Here is a 15,267-nt window from a genome sequence, read left to right on the forward strand (position 1 = left end):
GCGCGGCGCGACGTCCACGCCAAGGTCTTCCGGCTTCACGGTTTCCAGCGGCTTCTTCTTCGCCTTCATGATGTTCGGAAGCGTCACGTAGCGCGGCTCGTTCAGGCGCAGGTCGGTCGTCACGACCGCCGGCAGCGTCAGCGACAGCGTTTCCGCGCCGCCGTCGACTTCGCGTGCAACCGTGGCCTTGCCATCGGCGATGGTGACCTTCGACGCGAACGTCGCTTGCGGGAGACCTGCCAGCGCAGCCAGCATCTGGCCCGTCTGGTTCGAATCGTCGTCGATCGCCTGCTTGCCGAGGATCACCAGCTGCGGCTGCTCCTTGTCGACCAGCGCCTTCAGGATCTTCGCGACGGCCAGCGGCTCGACGCTGTCGTTCGACTCGACGAGGATCGCGCGATCCGCGCCGATCGCCAGCGCCGTGCGCAGCGTTTCCTGCGCTTGCGTCACGCCCACCGACACCGCGATCACTTCGGTCGCGACGCCCGCTTCCCTCAACCGCACGGCTTCTTCAACGGCGATTTCGTCGAACGGGTTCATCGACATCTTCACGTTCGCGATGTCGACACCCGTCCGGTCGGATTTCACGCCGATCTTCACGTTCGCGTCGACCACGCGTTTCACTGCCACGAACACTTTCAACTGCCTGTCTCCTGTTCCGTTGCGTGCGCCACGCCGTATCAGCGCGCGGTATACCCGCCGTCGATCACGAGCTCCGCGCCCGTCACGTAGCGGCCTGCCGGCGACACGAGATACAGGATGCCGGCCGCGATGTCGCGCGGGCTGCCGATCTTCGCCATCGGCACGTGCGTCTGCATGTACTCGAATGCGCGATCGGGGTCCTGCCCCATCTGGCGGAACGCGTCCTCGAGCATCGGCGTGCGGATATAGCCGGGATGCACCGAATTCGCGCGGATGTTCTTCGCCGCGTACAGCATCGCGTCGACCTTCGCCATCATCCGCACCGCGGCCTTCGACGCATGATATGCGGGCACGTCGGGGCCGCCGACGATCCCGTACATCGACGACAGGTTCACGATCGACCCGCCGCCGGCTGCGTCGATATGCGGAATCGCCGCACGCGTGCACAGGAACACGCCGTTCACGTTCACGTCCTGCACGCGCTGCCACTGCGCGAGCGTGAGCTCGTGCGTCGGCACGTTGTGCCCTTCGATGCCCGCGTTGTTCACGAGCACGTCGAGGCGCCCGAAGCGCGCGACGATCTCGCCGAACACGCGCGCGACGTCGGCCTCGTGCGTCACGTCGAGCGACCAGAACGCGGCCTGGCCGCCCTGCGCGCGGATTTCCCCGACCAGCGCTTCCGCCGGTTGCGACAGCACATCGAGAATCGCGACACTCGCGCCGGCCGCAGCCAGCGTGCGCGCCGTCTCCGCGCCGATGCCGCGCGCGCCGCCGGTGATCGCGGCCACCTTGCCGCGCAGGTCGAACAGTTCTTCGATGAGTTTCATGGTGTCTCCGTAGATTCATACGGGCCGCCCGCATGCGCGGCGGCCTTCAAGGGCATCCGGCGTTATCGCGTGTTCCGCGTCGCAAGAAAATCGAGGCATTCCCGATTGAAATAATCGGCGTGTTCCACCATCACCCAGTGGCCGCACCGGTTCATCAGCACGAAGCGCGCGTCGCGACAGTGTTCGAGGAATTTCAGCGCGCCGCCGACCGGATTGAAGCGGTCGTCCGTGCCCCAGAAGCCGAGTATCGGGCAGCGCAGGTCGCCGAGCGCACCGGTCAGGTTCGGCACGCTCATCGTCGACAGCACTTCGGTCGGCTGCTCGACACACACCTTCATCCGCTCGGCGACGAGCGCGTCGGTGACGATCGCCGGATCGTGCACGAGCAGCGTCAGCAGCTCGCGCATCGTGTCGTCATTCATCTGGCGATTGGTGAACAGCTGCACCATCCGCTGGATTCCTTCCATCCGGAAATAGGTGTCGCGATCCTCGACCCCGCCCGGCGCCATCATGATCAGCCCGTCGACTTCGTCCGGGTAGTCGAGCGCGTATTTGAGCGCGATCGCGCCGCCCAGCGAATTGCCGAGCAGCACGGCCGGCCCGATCGCGAGCGCGGCCAGTTGCGCATGCAGCGCGCCGACGAAGAAATCGAGCGTATAGGCGACGTCGGACGGCTTCGACGACTGCCCGTAGCCCGGCAGGTCGACGACGATCGCGCGGTAGCCGGCCGCCGCGAACGCCGGAACGTTGTGCTTGAAGTTGCTGAAACCGCTGGCGCCCGGGCCGCTGCCGTGGATGAACACCACCGGCCGGCCCTCGCCCGCCTCGAAATGGTGCAGGCGCATGCCGCCCGGTACGTCGGTGAAGATGCCGGCCGGCGGCGTCGTGAGGGTCGTCATCGCGGGTTGTCTCCTTCGTCGTTCGATGGATGCCTGCCACGATGATTGCGCCGCCGGCGCCGGCCGGCATCATCCTTTCAGACTACGAAGCCGCACGCACTTCTTCCTATCATCGGCCCACCGAAACGGAGGCAACGATGAACGGATTCGACTACAGCGGCAAGACGGTGCTCGTGACGGGCGGCACCAAGGGCATCGGGCGGCGCATCGCCGAACGGTTTCTCGCGGCAGGTGCACGCGTGTTCGTCTGCGGGCGCAGTGCACCCGATGCGCCACCTTCGGCCGATGGCCACTCGGCGGCCTTCATCGCGGCCGACCTGCGCGACGTCGAGCAGGTCGATGCGATGCTCGCGGCGATCCGCGAGACGGCCGGCGGCCTCGACGTGCTCGTCAACAACGCGGGCGGCTCGCCGTTCGCGCTCGCGGCCGATGCATCGCCGCGCTTCACCGATTCGATCGTGCGGCTGAACCTGATCGCGCCGCTGCAGCTCGCGCAGCGCGTGAACGCGATCATGCAGGCTCAACCGGCAGGCGGCGTGATGCTGTTCATCGCAAGCGTCAGCGCGTCGCGACCGTCGCCCGGCACGGCCGCGTACGGCGCCGCGAAAGCGGGCCTCGTCAATGCGGTCGCGTCGCTCGCGGTCGAGTGGGCGCCGCGCGTGCGCGTGTGCGCGATCAGCCCGAGCCTCGTGCAGACCGAATCGGCCACCGAAGGCCATTACGGCGACGCCGCCGCGCTCGACGCGATCCGCGCGACGATTCCAGCCGGGCGGCTCGCGACGCCCGACGACGTTGCCTCCGCCTGCCTGTTCCTCGCGTCGCCCGATGCGTCGTACACGTCGGGCACGAACCTGCGGCTCGACGGCGGCGGCGAACGGCCCGCGTTCCTGTCGGCCGCGCAGGCCGACGCGCGCTGACCCGCGCAATGCAAGCGGTGCGGGCAATTCGTTTCCAGTCCTAGGGAAGTCATCTAGTTCATTTCGACGATTCCCTGCTACCGCGATCTCCCTACTCTGCCTCTCACGACAACACACACAGTCGACCGTCGTCGATACCCCAAGAGGAGACACCATGCATCAACGGATTTCGCGCCGTACCGACAAGCGGGCGACCGCCACGCTGTCGACGCTGGCCGCCGCGCTGCTGACGTGCGCCGTTCCCGGTGCGCACGCCGGCAGCACGATCGAGCTTGGCGCCGACACGACGCTGGACTACACGTTCACGCTCAGCTACGGCCTCGGCATGCGCACCCGCGCACCGAGCGGCAATCTGCTGACGCCGGCGAACATCAACGGCGACGACGGCGACCGCAACTTCGCGAAGAGCAAGCTGATCGAGAACCAGGTCAGCCTGCTCGGCGAAGTGAACCTGAAGCACGACGACTGGGGCGTGTTCGTCCGCGCGGACACGTTCTACGACCAGGCCTATCGCCGCCCGAACTACAACGACGCGCCGGGCACCGTGAACCATGCTGGCCAGTACAACGACTTCACGAGCGATGCGCGCTACTGGTCGGGGGGCCACACGACGCTGCTCGCCGCGTATGCGTACAACACCTTCCACATCGGTTCGACGAGCCTGAACGTGAAGGTCGGCGACCAGGTGGTCGCATGGGGTGAAAGCCTGTTCTTCCCGAACATCGCCGGCGCGCAGGGGCCGTCCGACGCGACCAAGTCGTACATGGCCGGCGCCGAGGTGAAGGACATCCTGCTGCCGGTGCCGCAGATCTCGACGCAGTGGCAGATCACGCCGAACTTCAGCCTGCTCGGCTACTACCAGTTCTCGTACCAGCAGAACCGGCTGACCGCGCCCGGCACGTACTGGAGCTACTCCGACGTCACGGGCCCTGGTGCCCAATACATCATCGGCCCGGGCGGCATGATCATTCCGCGCGGCCCCGACGACAAGCCGAGCGCGCGCAACCAGTGGGGTATCGGCGCGCGCGTGCGCGTGCTCGGCGACACCGAGGTCGGCCTGTACCACCTGCACTACAACGACATGAATCCGAGCGTCGTCACGACGTACTTCCCGACGCTCCAGTATCAGCAGACCTATTTCAGCAACATCAAGCTGACCGGCGCGAGCTTCTCGACGCAGGTCGGCCCCGTGAACGTCGCGGGCGAAGTGTCGTACCGCCAGGGCGCGGCCGTGCTCGTCAATACGCCGACGGGCCCGCAATCGACGCGCGCGAACGTGCTGCAGACCAACCTGTCCGGCATCTACTCGATCGGGCCGAGCTTCCTCGCGAACTCGCAATCGCTGATCGGCGAACTCACGTACGTGCACGCCGGCCGCATCTCGGCGCTCGACGGCTCGACCACGCTCGCGAATTCACGCAACGCGCTCGCGATGGAGATCGCGTGGACGCTCAGCTACAAGAACGTGTTCAACGGCTGGGATCTCGACGTGCCGCTGACCTACACGCACGACCTGACGGGCACGTCGCCGCTCGCCGGCGCGCTCGGCTCGCTGACGGGCCAGGGCGATCACCGCGTGACGGCCGGCGTGACGTTCACGCGCCTGAGCAACCTGCAGCTGTCGCTCGTCTACGCGAAGTTCCTCGGTTCGCCGAATCCGGTCACGCGTCCGCTGTCGGATCGCGACTACGTGCTGGCCACGGCGACCTACCACTTCTGAGCGGCTCGGCCGCTCGTCATTCAGCACTACGAGGATCGATATGAAACGCATTCATCTTCCCCTCCTGCGCGCGTCGGTGATGGCCGCGTGCGCGGTCGTCGCGACGGCGTCGTTCCCGAAGGTCACGCAGGACGACCTGAAGGCGCTCGACGGCCCGCTGACGCCGGTCGGCGCGGTGCGCGCCGCGAGCAAGGACAACGGCGTGCCCGAGTGGACCGGCAAGTGGCTCGGCACGCCGCCCGACGTGCAGTACAAGCGCGGCAGCCGCTACCCCGATCCGTTCGCGAGCGAGAAACCGATCGCGACGATCACCGCGGAGAACATGGCGCAGTACGCCGAGCACCTGACCGACGGCCAGAAGGCGATGTTCAAGCGCTATCCGGCCACGTTCAAGATCAACGTCTATCCGAGCCATCGCGACTTCCGCTTCCCGGATGCCCTCTACAAGGACATCCGCACATACGCGCCCGAGTCGACGATGACGCCCGATGCGAACGGCCTGACGAACGCGCCGCCGACGGTGCCGTACCCGATCCCGAAGACGGCCGCCGAGCTGCTGTGGAACCAGCGCTTCTCGTCGGCGATCGGCGCCGAGCAGGCGACCTACGACCAGGCGGTCGTGTACTCGGACGGCAACATCGCGTGGGGCAAGATCCGCTACGACATCTACTCGCCGCGCAACGTCGGCAAGTACGACGTGAAGAACGACCTGAACAACCGCACGTACTACCGCAACGCGACGGAGCTGCCGCTGTCGGACCGCGGCTCGCTGATCGTCGGCTTCCAGAACTGGGACAAGGCCGGCGCCGACAACGCGTCGCGCACGTGGATGTACAACCCCGGCACGCGGCGCGTGCGCCAGGCGCCCGAGTACGGGTACGACCAGCCGTCGGGCGCGGGCGGTTTTCGCACTGTCGACGACGACCGCCTGTACAACGGCCCCGGCGACCGCTACGACTGGAAGATCGTCGGCAAGCGCGAGATCTACGTGCCGTACGACAACTACAAGGTCATGGACAGCGCGATCAAGTACGGCGAGCTGCTGACCAAGGGCCACGAGAACCCGGCGTACCTCCGCTACGAACTGCATCGCGTGTGGGTGCTGCAGGCGACACTGAAGAACGGCTATCGCCACCAGTATGCGAAGCGCGTGCTGTACATCGACGAGGACTCCTGGCAATCGCTGCTCGCCGACAACTACGATGCGCGCGGCCAGCTGTGGCGCACCAACGTCGCGACGTCGCTGTATGCGTTCGACGCGAAGACGTTCTACCCGAGCGCGGTGTTCTACCACGACCTGATTTCCGGCGCGTACTTCGCCGACCGCCTGACGAACGAAGGCCCGATGCCGAAGCTCGACAACAGCCCGCAGTTCAACGAGGCGTACTTCTCGCCGGACGCGATCCGCAGTTCGGGCAACTGATCGATCCACTGACGCGGCGCGGCCGCGACCCACGCGCCGGAGTCCCGCTCCGGCACACGACGCCGCCCGCGACGGCGGCCTTTTCCATTCGAGATTCGAGGGCCCTTTCATGTCTTCCCGCCTGCATACGACACTCGGCGACGAACTGTACGCCGCGTGGCACGCGCGTGCGCCGGTCGCGCCGCTGTCGAACCGTCCGCGCCGGCTGTCGCTCGACGACGCCTACCGCATCCAGCAGCGCTTCATCGAGCGTCGCGTCGAACAGGGCGAAGCGGTCGTCGGCAAGAAGATCGGCGTGACGAGCCAGGCCGTGCAGGACATGCTGAACGTGCGCCAGCCCGATTTCGGCATCCTGCTGTCCGGCATGCACTACGCGGCCGGCGAGGCGATTGCCGCCGATTCGCTGATCGCGCCGCGCGCCGAAGGCGAGATCGCGTTCATCCTCGCGCACGACCTGCGCGGCCCCGGCATCGACCGCACCGACGTGATCGCCGCGACGGCCGCCGTCGCGCCCTGCTTCGAGATCGTCGATTCGCGCATCCGCGACTGGGCGATCCGCATCGAGGACACTGTCGCCGACAACGCGTCGTGCGGCGTGTACGTGCTCGGCGATGCGCGCGTCGACCCGCATACGCTCGATCTCGCCGCGTGCGAGATGACGATCGACAAGAACGGCGAGCGCGTCGCGCAAGGACGCGGCGACGCGGCGCTCGGCCACCCTGCCGACGCGGTCGCGTGGCTCGCGAACACGCTCGCCGCGTACGACGTGCCGCTGCTGACCGGCGAGATCGTGCTGTCCGGCTCGCTCGCGAAACTGATTCCGGTCACGGCCGGTGACACGCTGTCGATGCACATCTCCGGCATCGGCGGCTGCGACGTCCGCTTTATCTAAAGGAACCATCCTGATGAAGAAAATCAAATGCGCGCTGATCGGGCCCGGCAACATCGGCACCGACCTGCTATACAAGCTGCGCCGCTCGACGGTGCTCGAACCGGTATGGATGGTCGGCGTCGATCCGGCATCCGACGGTCTCGCCCGTGCGCGCGAGTTCGGCCTGAAGACCACCGACAAGGGTGTCGACGGGCTGCTGCCGCACGTTGCCGCCGACGACATCCGCATCGCGTTCGACGCGACGTCCGCGTACGTGCACCGCGACAACTCCGACAAGCTCACCGCGCTCGGCGTGAAGATGATCGACCTGACGCCCGCCGCGATCGGCCCGTACTGCGTGCCGCCGGTGAACCTCGACGCGCATCTCGACAGCGCGCAGACGAACGTCAACATGGTGACCTGCGGCGGCCAGGCGACGATCCCGATGGTGTACGCGGTATCGCGCGTGCAGCCGGTCGCGTACGGCGAGATCGTCGCGACCGTGTCGTCGCGCTCGGTCGGCCCCGGCACGCGCAAGAACATCGACGAGTTCACGCGCACGACGTCCGGCGCGATCGAACAGGTCGGCGGCGCACGCAAGGGCAAGGCGATCATCGTGATCAACCCGGCCGAGCCGCCGCTGATCATGCGCGACACGATCCACTGCCTGACCGACGGGCCGCCCGACGTCGACGCGATCACCGCGTCCGTGCATGCGATGGTCAAGGAAGTCCAGCGCTACGTGCCCGGCTACACGCTGAAGAACGGGCCGGTGTTCGACGGCAATCGCGTGTCGGTGTTCATGGAAGTCGAAGGGCTCGGCGACTACCTGCCGAAATACGCGGGCAACCTCGACATCATGACCGCCGCCGCGGCCGCCACCGCCGAGCGTTTCGCCGAACAGATGCTGGCCGCGACGGCCGCCACCGCTTGAGCCGAGGAGCCACACGATGTCACTTGCAGGCAAGAAGATCACCGTCCACGACATGTCGCTGCGCGACGGGATGCACCCGAAGCGCCACCAGATCACGCTCGACCAGATGCGCGACATCGCGCGCGGGCTCGACGCGGCCGGCGTGCCGCTGATCGAGGTCACGCACGGCGACGGCCTCGGCGGCGCGTCGGTCAACTACGGGTTCCCCGCGCACACCGACGAGGCGTACCTGAGCGCCGTGATTCCGGAGCTGAAGCAGGCGAAGGTCTCGGCGCTGCTGCTGCCCGGCATCGGCACCGTCGAGCACCTGCGCATGGCGCACGCACTCGGCGTCGGCACGATCCGCGTCGCGACGCACTGTACCGAAGCGGACGTATCGGAGCAGCATATCGGCCTTGCGCGCACGCTCGGGCTCGATACGGTCGGATTCCTGATGATGGCGCACATGTCGTCGCCGGAGCAGCTCATCGTGCAGGCGAAGCTGATGGAGTCTTACGGCGCGAACTGCATCTACATCACCGACTCGGCCGGTCACATGCTGCCCGACGACGTGACCGCACGAATCGGCCAGGTGCGCGATGCGCTGAAGCCGGAGACGGAACTCGGCTTCCACGGCCACCACAATCTCGCGATGGGCGTCGCGAACTCGGTCGCGGCGGTTGCGGCCGGCGCGAACCGGATCGACGCGGCCGCGGCCGGCCTCGGCGCCGGCGCGGGCAACACGCCGATGGAAGTGTTCGTCGCGGTGTGCGACCGGATGGGGATCGAGACGGGCGTCGACGTGTTCGCGATTTCGGACGTCGCCGAGGATCTCGTCGTGCCGATCATGGACGCGCCGATCCGCCTCGACCGCGATGCGCTGACGCTCGGCTATGCGGGCGTCTACTCGTCGTTCCTGCTGTTCGCGAAGCGTGCGGAGGCGAAGTACGGGATTCCGGCGCGCGACATTCTCGTCGAGCTGGGCCGGCAGCGGCTCGTCGGCGGCCAGGAGGACATGATCGAGGATGCGGCGCTGACGATGGCGCGGGCGCGGGCGGTGGCGGCCTGAGCGGACGGCATCGCACGAGTCGCGATGGCCAAACGGGGCGAAAGCCCCGTTTGGCATTTCCGCGCGCCGCCCAGTGGCCTTCGCGGCGGGCATCGGAATTGCGAGCGTTCGTGGTGCATCAGCCGGCCCCTGCTGAAACCACGCTGTCAGCAGACCGCACCTAAGCTCGATGGACCGACACTCGAGGAGCACCGCCCGTGGCTCATCCCGGAGAACTCGCCGCACTGGCCGAACGTATCGTCAAACGACGCGGCCTCACCCTCCTGACCCTCTGCATCGCCGTGCTCGTCGCGCAGGTCGACACGGCCGTCGTGAATCTGGCGACACGCGCGATCGGCGACTATTTCCACGCCGGCGTCGGTGCGTTGCAATGGGTCGTCGACAGCTACAACCTCTGTTACGCGGTGCTGCTGCTCACCGGCGGGCTGCTTGCCGATCTGCACGGCCGGCGCCGCATCTTCATCGCCGGCACCGCCATCTTCACCGTCGCATCGCTGCTGTGCGCGCTCGCGCCGTCGGTGACGGCGCTGATCGCCGCACGCGCGCTGGCCGGTGTCGGCGCGGCACTGCTGCTGCCGGCATCGCTCGCGATCGTGCGTGTCGTGTGGCACGATCCGGTCGATCGCGGCCGTGCGCTCGGCATCTGGGCCGCATGCAACGGCGCGGCGATGGCGATCGGTCCGACGCTCGGCGGCGTGCTGATTCGTCATTTCGGCTGGCGCAGCATCTTCTTCGTGGTCGTGCCGCTGAGCGTCGCCGCGATGCTGCTCGCGATCCCGGCGGTGCCCGAGTCGTCCGATCCGCGTGGCCGGCATTTTGACGGCGCGGCGCAAGTCACGGGGGCGCTCGCGCTCGGCGCACTTGCGTATGCGGCGATCGTGTTCCGCGATTCGCCGGCCGCGGGCGTGCTCGCCGGCTGCGTCGCAGTTGCGTCGCTCGTCGCGTTCGTCGCGATCGAGCGCCGCCATGGAGAAGCCGCCCTCGTGCCGCTCGACATCTTGGGAATTCGAACGTTTCGTGGCGCGATCGCCGCGACCGCCGGCATGACATTCGGGATGTACGGCGTGCTGTTCCTGCTGCCGCTGACGTGGCAAAGCATCGGCCGCCTGGATTCGACCGGCGCCGGCCTCGCGCTGCTGCCGATGGCGCTCGTGTTCGTCGTCGTATCGCCGTGGTCGGGGCCGCTGTCCGAGCGAATCGGCGCGCGCGCGACGACGGCCGGCGGCGTCGCGGTGATCGCGAGCGGACTCGCCGTGATCGGCGCGTCCGCCGGTTCACCGAGCCTGCTCGGCGCCGAAACCGGACTCGCGTTGACGGGGCTCGGGATGGGAATTGCGACGGGCCCGTTGATGACCGTCGCGGTCGGCGCAGTCGACGCCGCGCGTTCGGGCACCGCGAGCGCGCTCGTCAACGTCGCACGAATGACGGGCGCGACACTCGGGATCGCGGTGCTCGGTACGCTGTTCGCGGCCGCGCACGGCGGCGCGGCAGGATTGCGCGCGGCAATGTTTGCCGGCGCGATGATTCAACTGACAGGCGCGGCAGTGTCGGCGACCAGCGTGCAGCAGGCTGCATGACCCACCGCTCCACCCGCTCAACGATGTTTCCCGCCGTGCTTGCGCGCCCGATGCTCGGCGCGCTTTTGCAGCAACGCCGGCATCAGTTCCTCGATATATTGCCGCGCCTGTCCGCGCGTGACGATCTCGCTGAAACGCTGATGCGCCTTGTCCTGGCCGACCAGCGCCGCATGCGCTTTGCGCAGGATGTGCAGATACGCGATCAGGCTCGTGCCGTCGCGCACGGGCAGCGCATCGCGCGGGTCCGGGGTCGTACTCATGTTCCGATCCTTTGCGGACAATCCGTCCGGCACGTTGTCGTCACGAGCGTCAGCAGGTCGTTGGCAAGGCGGTCGCGATCGGTCAGCGGCGGGAAGCCGAACAGCCGCTCGAGCGTCGCGGCGACCGACGCATGGTCGTACGGCGTGTGATCGACCTGCCCGGCCGCGACCCACGGCGAAATCACGACCGCCGGCACGCGCACGCCGTACACGTCGAAGCCGAAGCCGCTCGCGTTCAGCGTCGCGGCCGCGCCGTCGTTCGGCGGCGGCGCGGCGCCCGGCTTGACCGAATCGTAGAAGCCGCCGTGCTCGTCGTAGACGATCACGAACAGGCTGCTGTTCCACACCGGTGAATTGCGGATCGCGTTGTACACGCGCGCGGCGAGCTGGTCGCCGCCGGCCAGTCCGTCCATCGGATGCTGCGAACTGCCGTTTCGATAGGTGCCGTGCACGATGTCGCCGTAGCCGGGCTCGATGAACGTGTAGCGCGCCGTGTAGCCGGCCGCGAGATCGGCTTCGAAATGCGCGAGATCGTCGATGTCAAAGAAGCTGACGCCCTTCAGCGACGCAACCTGCGGTACGTGGCCGAGCGGGTCGCCCGTCTGGTCCTGGTAGATGCGCCAGTTGCCGTCGCCGAGCGCGCCGAAGATCGAGCCCTTCGGATACGGAAAGCCGTCGAATGCATCCCATCCGGCCATCTCTTCCTTGGTCGGCGAATGGTCGAGCCCGGCCGACGACGCGCCGTGCAGGAAGAAGCGGTTCGGCCAGGTCGGCCCCGGCATCGACGCATGCCACGCGTCGCACAGCACGAACGCGTTCGCGAGCGCGTGCAACGACGGCGCCTGCGTCGCGACGTCGACACCCTGCATGATCTTGCCCGCGTCGGCCGGCTGCGGCGGGGTGCCTTCCGAATGCGACGTCGCGTAATTCGACACGAAGCCGGAATTGCCGATGGGCGGATAGGCCTGCCCTTTCACGAACGGCACGCCCGCGCCGCAGAGTTGCTCGAGCACGTCGGTGAATTCGTGGCACGGATCGGTCGGCATCCGGTCCGGCGCACCGCCGCCGAACGGATAGACCGCGCCGCCGTATGCGTTGCTGTTGCCCGGCGATGCGGCGACGATGTCGCGATAGCCCGACAGCGCGAACAGGTGATCGAAGGAGCGGTTCTCGAGCATCAGCACGAACACGTGCTGGATGCGGTCCTGAACGGACGGGGATGCGGGGGCTGCGTCTGCACTCATGGCGCCTCCTGGCGTCGCGCGACGAATGTCCGGCTGGCACGGTCGCAGGCCCGCTGAAAGCCACTGAAGGGATTGAAAGCCAGGCGCGCGGGCCGCGAATTGCCGACGAGTGTACGACCGCGCCCCCCCGCGCGTAAAGCGTCATACGAACGGCTTCACCGCCTGCCGGTTCAGCCGTCGGCCGATGCGGTTTTCAGCGTCACGACATCCGCGGGCTCGATACGCGCTTTCTGGTGATCGTGGGCGACAAGGATCCGGGGCTCGACACGGCGGCGATGCAGGCGACGTTCCTCGCATGGCATCCGAACGCGCAGCTCGTGGCGATACCGAATTGCGGGCATTACCCGATGCAGGAATGTCCGCCGTACTTCGCGATGATCGTCGAGGATTTCCTGCGGGACGCGGCTGCCTGAGCGTTGCGCACGCGCAGTAGCCGGTAAAGGCGGGGTTGGCCGCCGCGGCGCGATGGCGCCGCCGGCGACCGACGAACGGCATGCAACGTGCCGTTCATCCGGTTCGTCCGGCCGAGTGGCCGGACGGATGTCGACCGCGTGCGCGATGTGCCGCGCACCGATCGTGGCCGCTTAACGACGCGGCTGGCCGCTTCGCGGCGGACGCGGGGAGTTCGCGTCCTTGTGACGGAAGTTGATGCGGCCCTTCGTGAGGTCGTAGACCGACAGTTCCAGCGTCACGCGGTCGCCCGCGAGAATGCGGATGTGGTTCTTGCGCATGCGGCCCGACGCATACGCGCCAACCACGACGCCGTTTTCCAGCGTTACGCGGTATTTGCTGTCCGGCAGCACTTCGTCGACGATTCCGTCGAGTTCCAGCAGTTCTTCTTTTGCCAAACCAATTCCTCCAGACAAGGTGATAGACCGCGGCCGCGGCGATCTGCCCGGCGCCGTATCCCGCAACGGGACGGCCGCCGGCAGGCTGCCGGGGATCGGTTCGTTCAGACGGGCAACGGGCCCGTCTTGCGATCGGAGCCCGGCGCGTTGCGGCGTTCGGGCGGTCGGTGGCGGCGGCGGGATGAGCGCCGCGCAAGTCGGGACCGCGCCGGCTACGGCATGGCGGCGGTCTGCTCAGGTTGATGCGTTGAAGCGGTGATGCGCTCGCGAAGCGGCGAGCGCTTTACGAGGGCGTTACGTCGCACGCCGTTCAGGCATGCGAGGAGGGAGGCGTCACGACCGATGCATCGTGAATGTCGCGATGCATCGGTCGTGCGCATCGGAACGCGCTGGCGCCGCCAAAGCGGCGCATCGCGCGAAACTCCATCCGGCAGCGGCCGCCGCTGGCGACCGATGCCGATGCGGCTTACTGCGGCGTGATGTTCGACGCTTGCAGACCCTTCGGGCCGCGCTTCACTTCGAAGCTGACCTTCTGGCCTTCGGCCAGGGTCTTGAAGCCCGTGCCGCGAATTTCCGAGAAATGGGCGAACAGATCGTCGCCGCCGTTGTCCGGGGAAATGAAACCAAAGCCCTTGGTTTCGTTGAACCACTTGACGGTACCGGTATCCACAAATACTTCCTTAATACAAATAATTGAACATGCGCCCACGACGGGCACAGAAAGACTCAAAGAGGGAGAGACCAACGACTGCCGCACGGAATGCGGCCAATGATGAGCAATCGGACTTCTTGAACACTTCGACCGTAGACACTACGCTGTCGCAGCCGGTTCGTCAAGCCATTTCGATGCAGTGCAGCATGCGATCGCCTCGAGCGCCTTATGCGGCGGGCGTGACCGGCCGACGGGGCACCTATCGTTACATCCCCGTTTTCGGCCGGCCTGCCCGCTTTTTTACCGTGGCTCGAACACGTGATGCAGCACCGGCGGCTCGCCGCCGTCGCGAATCCGCATCTCGAATGCCTTGCGCGCGACGCTGGCCGGCCGCACGTCGGCCACGTCCAGGTAGAACTGCGAATACCAGTCGCGCATCTGGTACAGCGGCCCGTCGCCCTCGCACAGCAGCGGGTTGTCGATCCGCGTCTTGCTGTGCCAGATGTCGACGTCCTCGTAGAACGCGCGCTGCGCTTCCTTCACGTACGCGTTCGCGATCTCCATGTTCTGCTCGTCGGTCAGGCCGGCCACCTTCTTCACGATCACGCCGTAACGCAGCTCGAAGCTGTTCATGTCGATCGGCACGTGGCAGTTCAGCAGCACCGAATGGATCGGCTGCCCGTTGCTCTGCCCCGTCATCTGCGTGATGTGCACGGCCGGCCCGAAATAGGTCGACAGCGCGGTCAGGCTGTCGCCGCCGAGCTTCTCGCTGCGGCCGACCATCAATTGCGTCGCCTTGTGGTCCTCGAACAGGTTCGCGAAATAGTCGATCGGCGCATGGTGCACGGTCGCGAAATGCGCGACGTCCGAGATGTTGTCGACCAGCTCGCGGCAGTTGGCCTGGATCACCATCTTGTCGACGACCCAGTCCGACCATTCGTCGGAAAAGCACACGTCGAGGCGCGGAATCGCGACGTCGGCCGGCGGCGCATTGCCTTCCGGGTCGTTCCACACGAACAGCAGGTTGTTTTCCTCGCAGGTCGGCCACGCGCCGATGCGCGCCTTCGGCGGAATCCGCTTGCAGTACGGGATCGACGCGCACTGCCCTGCGCCGCTCCACGCCCAGCCGTGGAACGGGCACACGAGGTTGTCGCCTTCGACCGTGCCGAGGCTCAGGTCGGCGCCCATGTGCGGGCAGTACGCGTCGACGATGTTGACCTTGCCGGTCGAATCGGCGAACGCGGCGAGCTTGCGGCCGAAGACGTTCAGCGTGTGCGGCTTGCCGTCCTTGTAGTCGCGGGCGAGCCCGAGGCAGTGCCAGCCGCGCGCATAGCGCTGCGCGAGCGGCTGGGCTTCGATCTTGTAAGGGCGTGCGGACATGTGGGTTGACTCCTTGGTTGGAGAG

16 protein-coding genes are annotated in these 15,267 nt (G+C 67.1%); 8 read left to right on the forward strand and 8 right to left on the reverse strand.

Going from position 1 to position 15,267, the window contains the following annotated elements:
* The 3 genes from U5798_RS23745 to U5798_RS23755 all read right to left on the reverse strand — a co-directional run.
* Nucleotides 1–642, reverse strand: a 642-nt coding sequence (locus U5798_RS23745) for an electron transfer flavoprotein subunit beta/FixA family protein (RefSeq protein WP_322083398.1), incomplete at its 3' end; no start/stop codon positions are given.
* A gap of 38 nt (nt 643–680) precedes the next feature.
* The gene (locus U5798_RS23750; protein ID WP_322083399.1) at nt 681–1,469 is read right to left on the reverse strand and encodes an SDR family NAD(P)-dependent oxidoreductase; all 789 of its coding nucleotides are present in this window, start codon (nt 1,467–1,469) and stop codon (nt 681–683) included.
* A 62-nt stretch (nt 1,470–1,531) separates the two neighbouring features.
* Nucleotides 1,532–2,368: an alpha/beta hydrolase gene (locus tag U5798_RS23755; protein ID WP_322083400.1), complete on the reverse strand. Its 837-nt coding sequence runs from the start codon at nt 2,366–2,368 to the stop codon at nt 1,532–1,534.
* 137 nt (nt 2,369–2,505) lie between these two features.
* Between U5798_RS23755 and U5798_RS23760 the strand changes: the two genes are divergently transcribed.
* From U5798_RS23760 to U5798_RS23790, 7 genes are all read left to right on the forward strand, one after another.
* A complete protein-coding gene (locus tag U5798_RS23760) occupies nt 2,506–3,285 on the forward strand; it encodes an SDR family oxidoreductase (protein ID WP_322083401.1) in 780 nt (259 codons plus the stop codon).
* A gap of 154 nt (nt 3,286–3,439) precedes the next feature.
* A complete protein-coding gene (locus U5798_RS23765; RefSeq protein ID WP_322083402.1) occupies nt 3,440–5,005 on the forward strand; it encodes a DUF1302 domain-containing protein in 1,566 nt (521 codons plus the stop codon).
* A 40-nt stretch (nt 5,006–5,045) separates the two neighbouring features.
* The gene (locus U5798_RS23770; protein ID WP_322083403.1) at nt 5,046–6,428 is read left to right on the forward strand and encodes a DUF1329 domain-containing protein; all 1,383 of its coding nucleotides are present in this window, start codon (nt 5,046–5,048) and stop codon (nt 6,426–6,428) included.
* A gap of 109 nt (nt 6,429–6,537) precedes the next feature.
* A complete protein-coding gene (gene dmpE, locus U5798_RS23775) occupies nt 6,538–7,320 on the forward strand; it encodes a 2-oxopent-4-enoate hydratase (RefSeq protein WP_124447235.1) in 783 nt (260 codons plus the stop codon).
* Between the two features lie 13 nt (nt 7,321–7,333).
* Nucleotides 7,334–8,233, forward strand: coding sequence for an acetaldehyde dehydrogenase (acetylating) (locus U5798_RS23780; protein ID WP_278642991.1), 900 nt, complete (start codon nt 7,334–7,336; stop codon nt 8,231–8,233).
* A gap of 16 nt (nt 8,234–8,249) precedes the next feature.
* Nucleotides 8,250–9,281: a 4-hydroxy-2-oxovalerate aldolase gene (gene dmpG, locus U5798_RS23785; RefSeq protein WP_322083404.1), complete on the forward strand. Its 1,032-nt coding sequence runs from the start codon at nt 8,250–8,252 to the stop codon at nt 9,279–9,281.
* Between the two features lie 197 nt (nt 9,282–9,478).
* Entirely contained in the window at nt 9,479–10,858 is a 1,380-nt protein-coding gene (locus U5798_RS23790; RefSeq protein WP_322083405.1) for an MFS transporter, read from the forward strand.
* A 17-nt stretch (nt 10,859–10,875) separates the two neighbouring features.
* On the opposite strand, the gene U5798_RS23795 is transcribed toward U5798_RS23790, so the two are convergent.
* The gene (locus tag U5798_RS23795) at nt 10,876–11,118 is read right to left on the reverse strand and encodes a hypothetical protein (RefSeq protein WP_322083406.1); all 243 of its coding nucleotides are present in this window, start codon (nt 11,116–11,118) and stop codon (nt 10,876–10,878) included.
* The gene (locus U5798_RS23800) at nt 11,115–12,362 is read right to left on the reverse strand and encodes an alkaline phosphatase family protein (RefSeq protein WP_322083407.1); all 1,248 of its coding nucleotides are present in this window, start codon (nt 12,360–12,362) and stop codon (nt 11,115–11,117) included. Before U5798_RS23800 ends, U5798_RS23795 begins: the two co-directional genes overlap by 4 nt.
* Nucleotides 12,363–12,595: 233 nt before the next feature.
* Here U5798_RS23800 and U5798_RS23805 point away from each other — a divergent pair, with 233 nt between their 5' ends.
* Nucleotides 12,596–12,775, forward strand: coding sequence for an alpha/beta hydrolase (locus U5798_RS23805; RefSeq protein WP_322083408.1), 180 nt, complete (start codon nt 12,596–12,598; stop codon nt 12,773–12,775).
* Between the two features lie 171 nt (nt 12,776–12,946).
* Here the strand turns inward: U5798_RS23805 and infA are convergent, their stop codons facing one another.
* The 3 genes from infA to U5798_RS23820 all read right to left on the reverse strand — a co-directional run bounded on the left by infA (nt 12,947) and on the right by U5798_RS23820 (nt 15,242).
* Entirely contained in the window at nt 12,947–13,210 is a 264-nt protein-coding gene (gene infA / locus U5798_RS23810) for a translation initiation factor IF-1 (RefSeq protein ID WP_006483034.1), read from the reverse strand.
* Nucleotides 13,211–13,676: 466 nt separating this feature from the next.
* On the reverse strand, nt 13,677–13,880 hold the full coding sequence (locus U5798_RS23815) for a cold-shock protein (protein WP_006483056.1): 204 nt from the start codon (nt 13,878–13,880) through the stop codon (nt 13,677–13,679).
* Nucleotides 13,881–14,162: 282 nt separating this feature from the next.
* Nucleotides 14,163–15,242, reverse strand: coding sequence for a Rieske 2Fe-2S domain-containing protein (locus U5798_RS23820; protein ID WP_322083409.1), 1,080 nt, complete (start codon nt 15,240–15,242; stop codon nt 14,163–14,165).
* Nucleotides 15,243–15,267 lie beyond the last annotated feature (25 nt).

The sequence above is a fragment of the Burkholderia sp. BCC1972 genome, from assembly GCF_905339605.1.
Classification (GTDB): Bacteria; Pseudomonadota; Gammaproteobacteria; order Burkholderiales; family Burkholderiaceae; genus Burkholderia.